This window comes from Pseudomonas sp. 51_B (assembly GCF_017491595.1).
GTDB classification, from domain to species: domain Bacteria; phylum Pseudomonadota; class Gammaproteobacteria; order Pseudomonadales; family Pseudomonadaceae; genus Aquipseudomonas; species Aquipseudomonas promysalinigenes.
This window is the reverse complement of the sequence record NZ_JAFGYW010000138.1, coordinates 1-549: the sequence shown is the minus strand read 5'-3', so window position 1 is coordinate 549 and position 549 is coordinate 1. Positions and strand designations below refer to the sequence as shown.

The 549-nt window shown below is 52.1% G+C and carries 1 protein-coding gene; it reads left to right on the top strand.

All coding sequences use genetic code 11. The features are described from left to right. On the top strand, positions 1 to 224 hold a 224-nt coding region (locus J5M56_RS24035), incomplete at its 5' end, for a hypothetical protein (protein WP_207937945.1). Positions 225 to 549 lie beyond the last annotated feature (325 nt).

The window sequence follows — 549 nt, the reverse complement described above, 5'->3', positions numbered from 1 at the left end:
CACATAATCAGCGAGGGAGGGATGCCATGACGACGCTTGCAAACCGTACAGCTGAAGCGCTTGAGCGCGAGTCGGTAATCCGTTCAGGGGAGAGATCCCAGCGTCTTTCAGCGATCAACGATCGTTATGATCGCCTTGTGAAATCTGGGGCAGTTCAGCCTGAACGCTACAATATTGCTCCAATCAACCCGTCCTCGATGACTCTCCCGCCAAACTCCTTGTGAGCTTACGTTGACCTCAAAGCCCTGCTACTGACAGGGCTTTTTTGTCTTTAATCAATCAACTTTGAAGCAGACCGTCTTTGTCGTATCGACTCAAACCGCCATTTCTGGCTGGCCAATACCGTTCGTCGGTTTCACCGCGCATGAATTTACCCTAGCCATCAAAAGCGACCTTTAGGGAAAGGTGCCACTGGCTTGACCGGGGACAACTATTTGCTGGATAGTGTCAACACGCTCGTCCCGTGACGACAAACTGGCAACTCCTATACCTTCCCCAATCTATGGAAGGTGACGGTCGAGGACCTACCCTTTGGGGCAACCCAAAGGG